The following is a 3,955-nucleotide window of genomic DNA, read 5'->3' as shown; positions in this document are numbered from 1 at the left end:
TTTAGCTGATGGCTGGCAAGGCAACAAAGACCAAGGAATAGCTGGCGATTACGAAGTTGTAGCTCATCATGCGTCTTCCGGTCAACGTGCGCAGAAGATTACGGGTTCCGGTCTGGGACTGCATAACCAAATAAACGTATTCCAAGATACGAAAATAGAGCCAGGAAAGACGTATACGGCAAGCAGTCGTATTTTTGTAGAGAGCTTGTCGAATGCAAAAGTAAATCTGACCGTAGATTATCTTGATGAACAATATCGATTTACAGGAGCCCATTTCGAGACTTCCCAGAATACAACTACGGACGGCGGATTATTGAGCCTTTCCGTTACGGGTCAAGCTCCTGCAAATGCAGCATACGCACGCGTATGGCTCGTACTGATGGGAACGGACAATAACGGTTCGGGTATTATTTATTGGGACTCAGTTGCTTTACAACCAAAATTATGAGAGCGTTGGAGGATAAAGCTTATGTGGATTTCAAAAATCAAAAGGAGCTGCTGGGGAGTTGTTTTAAGTCTTTTAATAGTCTTTGCTTATTTCCCTATTCATATCTCCGAGGCTGCTTCTACATCTAAGGCAAGTGATGATTTTTCTCTTTCAACCAATTCGATCAAAAACGATTATGATGCATCCGGTAGATTGCAGCATACCAACTGGCTACAAGGGAAAATGGAGTATGAATATGATAGTAACGGAAATACTCTTGGTAGAAAAAGAAGCGAGCCGAAAAACCGGATCGAGAGCGATAGCAGCGCTGTAACACAAAGCGGAATCTGGTTTAATGAAGGGGGGGTAAATGTAGTCTCAAATACGGCTGGTTCTAAACTTATTGTAAAATTTACAGGGGATGCCATTAAGATGAATGCGGTGGCGGGCCCTAACCGGGGAATTGCTAACATACGAATTGATGGGAAAGCTTATCCGGATATTGATATGTACGATACAAATTACACGAATAAAAGTTATGGGTTAGCTTATAACCTCGATAGTGGTTCACATACACTGGAAGTTACCGTTTCCGGTAATAAACGTTTTGATTCGGCAGGTACTTATTTGGTCGTGGATGCATTTTTAATCTTCGGCCAACCGGAGCAAATCATGGAACCTGGCAATAGGGTTGAGAGCGATAACCGCGTTGTTATCCAAAGTGGGGATTGGTTTAACGAAGGTGGAGTTAATTTGGCTTCAAGTGTAACAGGCTCAAAGCTTGTTATGAAATTTACCGGAGATTCCATCAAAATGAATGCAGCGGCAGGCCCTAACCGAGGAATTGCCAACATACGAATTAATGGACAATCTTATCCCGATATTGACTTATATGATACTGAGTATAAGAATAGAGACTACCTCATTGCTTATGGACTTGGCGATGGTCCTCATGTATTGGAAGTAACCGTTTTGGGTAACAAACGAGCAGAATCAACTGGAGTTTTTCTTGTCGTAGACGCTTTCTTCGTCTCGGATCAGCCCCAGGCAATGATAGAGCCAAGTACTCGGATCGAGAGCGACAATAGTTTCGTGATTCAAAGTGGCAACTGGTCCAGCGAAGGCGGAATTAATCTAATCTCTAACGCCATGGGGTCAAAACTTATGGTCGAGTTTATGGGAGATTCGGTTAAGATGAATGCGGTAGCAGGTCCTAACCGAGGGATCGCAAACATTCGAATCGATGGACAATCTTACCCTGATATTGACTTATTCGACACAGAATATAGGAATAAAGATTATATCATTGCTTATGGGCTTGGCAGTGGTCCTCATATATTGGAAGTAACCGTTTCGGGTAACAAACGAGCAGAAGCAACAGCAGCTTATCTGGTCATAGATGCTTTCTTAACCTCGGATCAAGCTCAGACCATAATCGAACCGGAAATTCGTATTGAAAGTGACAATAGTAAAGTCATCCAAAGCGGGAACTGGTCAAGTGAAGGCGGGATTAATGTAATTTCAAACGCGGCAGGGTCAAAACTTGTTCTAAAGTTTACGGGGGATGCGGTTAAAATGAATGCCGCAGTAGGACCTAACCGAGGGATTGCCAATATAAGAATTGATGGAAAACATTACTTCGATTTTGATTTGTACGATAGGGAGTACAGGAACTTAGTATATACCATTGCTTACGGTCTTGGGGAAGGCCCCCATACGCTGGAAGTAACCGTTTCAGGTAACAAACGTTCGGAATCAACGGACTCTTTTCTTGCCATAGCTATCTTTTTTATTAAGGGCGAAGCACAGTCTCTAATTGAACCGGGTACTCGGACTGAGAGTGATAACCGTTCCGTCCTTCCAAGTGGAAACTGGTTTAGTGAAGGCGGAATAAATATTGCTTCAAACGAAACGGGATCAAAGCTTGTTCTGAAGTTTACAGGGGATGCGGTTAAAATGAATGCAGTGGCAGGGCCTAATCGGGGAATTGCCCATGTTCAGATCGACGGAAATTCTTATTCGGATATTGACTTGTACGATATCGAATTCAGAAACAAAGAATATACGATTGCCTATGGTCTTGGAAATGGCCCTCATACATTAGAAATAACGGTATCCGGGAATAAGAGACTCGAGTCATCGAATACTTATTTGGTCGTACATGCTTTCTTTAGTTTCGAACCAAGCAATCGCATCGAAAGTGACAATGGTTTTGTAATTCAAAGTGGAAATTGGTTCAGCGAAGGCGGGATAAATCTATCTTCGAATTCAATGGGATCAAAGCTTGTTGTGAAGTTTACGGGGGATGCCGTTAAAATGAATGCGGTAGCGGGACCGAACCGGGGGATCGCTGGCATTCGTATCGACGGACAACCGTATCCGGACATCGATTTGTATGATACCGAATTTAGGAATAGGGACTATAGGATTGCTTATGGTCTTGATCATGGCTCACACGTATTGGAAGTAAACGTCTCCGGTAACAAACGGGCGGAGTCAACAGATACTTATTTGGTGGTGGATACTTTTTTAGTTTTTGGTGAAGTGAAGCCCTTGCAAGAGCCAGGTAATCGCATCGAAAGTGACAACGCTTTAGTGATTCAAAGCGGAAATTGGTTCAGTGAAGGCGGAGTTAATCTAGCTTCAGATTCAACGGGATCAAAGCTTGTTCTGAAGTTTACAGGGGATGCGGTTAAAATGAATGCAGTGGCAGGGCCTAATCGGGGAATTGCCAATATTCGAATCGACGGACGACCTTATCCGGATATTGACTTATACGACAGCAGTTATGAAAGAAGAGATTACACGTTAGCTTACGGTTTGGGTGATGGAGTGCACACTATGGAGGTTTCTGTTTCAGGTAATAAACGCTTGGAGTCAACCGATAATTTTGTGGTAATAGATGCTTTTTTTGTCCCTGGTAATTAGTGGAGACCGGCACTGGGTTATCGTTCTTGCAAAATAAATTAGGAGAATGATTTGATGAAGATGAGATTATTTTTTTCGGTTTTTATTCTTTTGATAAGTATAGCTCACCCAAGTACTTTATTTGCAAGTGAAGAATACAAGTACATTCATGACCAAAGCAACCGTTTAAGTTACATACGAACGGCTTCTAACCAGATAATCTTTTTTAAATATGATGCCAATGGTAATGTAATAACCAAAGGTTTATTAAAGCCAATGTTAGGAGACGTAAATGGGGACAAAAGGGCAGATGCCATTATTTTTTCAAACGGAGAGTGGCGGGTATCTTTGTCCAACGGTAACGGATTTAATCCTTATAAAAAATGGGTTGAAGGGCACGGAGTCGGTTCACAGACACAAATGGTAGGAGATGTGAATGGGGACGGCAAAGCAGATGCGATTGTTTATTTCAATGGGGAATGGTGGGTATCCCTGTCTAATGGTAAAGGATTTGAAGCCTATCAAAAATGGGTTGAAGGGCACGGAGTCGGTTCACAGACACAAATGGTAGGAGATGTGAACGGGGACGGCAAAGCAGATGCGATTGTCTATTTCAATGGG

Annotated in this window: 3 protein-coding genes; all 3 read left to right on the top strand. The window is 42.6% G+C overall.

What is annotated here, in order from left to right:
• The coding region (locus QMG93_RS34805) for a hypothetical protein (RefSeq protein ID WP_281944485.1) at positions 1-448 on the top strand (448 nt) is incomplete at its 5' end.
• Positions 449-469: 21 nt separating this feature from the next.
• A complete protein-coding gene (locus QMG93_RS34800) occupies positions 470-3,355 on the top strand; it encodes a hypothetical protein (protein WP_281944484.1) in 2,886 nt (961 codons plus the stop codon).
• A gap of 54 nt (positions 3,356-3,409) precedes the next feature.
• On the top strand, positions 3,410-3,955 hold a 546-nt coding region (locus tag QMG93_RS34795), incomplete at its 3' end, for an FG-GAP repeat domain-containing protein (RefSeq protein ID WP_281944483.1).

The sequence above is a fragment of the Paenibacillus tyrphae genome (assembly GCF_027925525.1).
GTDB lineage: Bacteria > Bacillota > Bacilli > Paenibacillales > NBRC-103111 > Paenibacillus_G > Paenibacillus_G tyrfis_B.
Note: the sequence above shows the minus strand (reverse complement) of the source record. Positions and strands in the feature narration are given on the sequence as shown.

What these genes read in the sequence shown, in the direction of transcription:
- QMG93_RS34800 (WP_281944484.1), top strand. Translation starts at nt 470, where the DNA reads ATGTGGATTTCAAAAATCAAAAGGAGCTGCTGGGGAGTTGTTTTAAGT.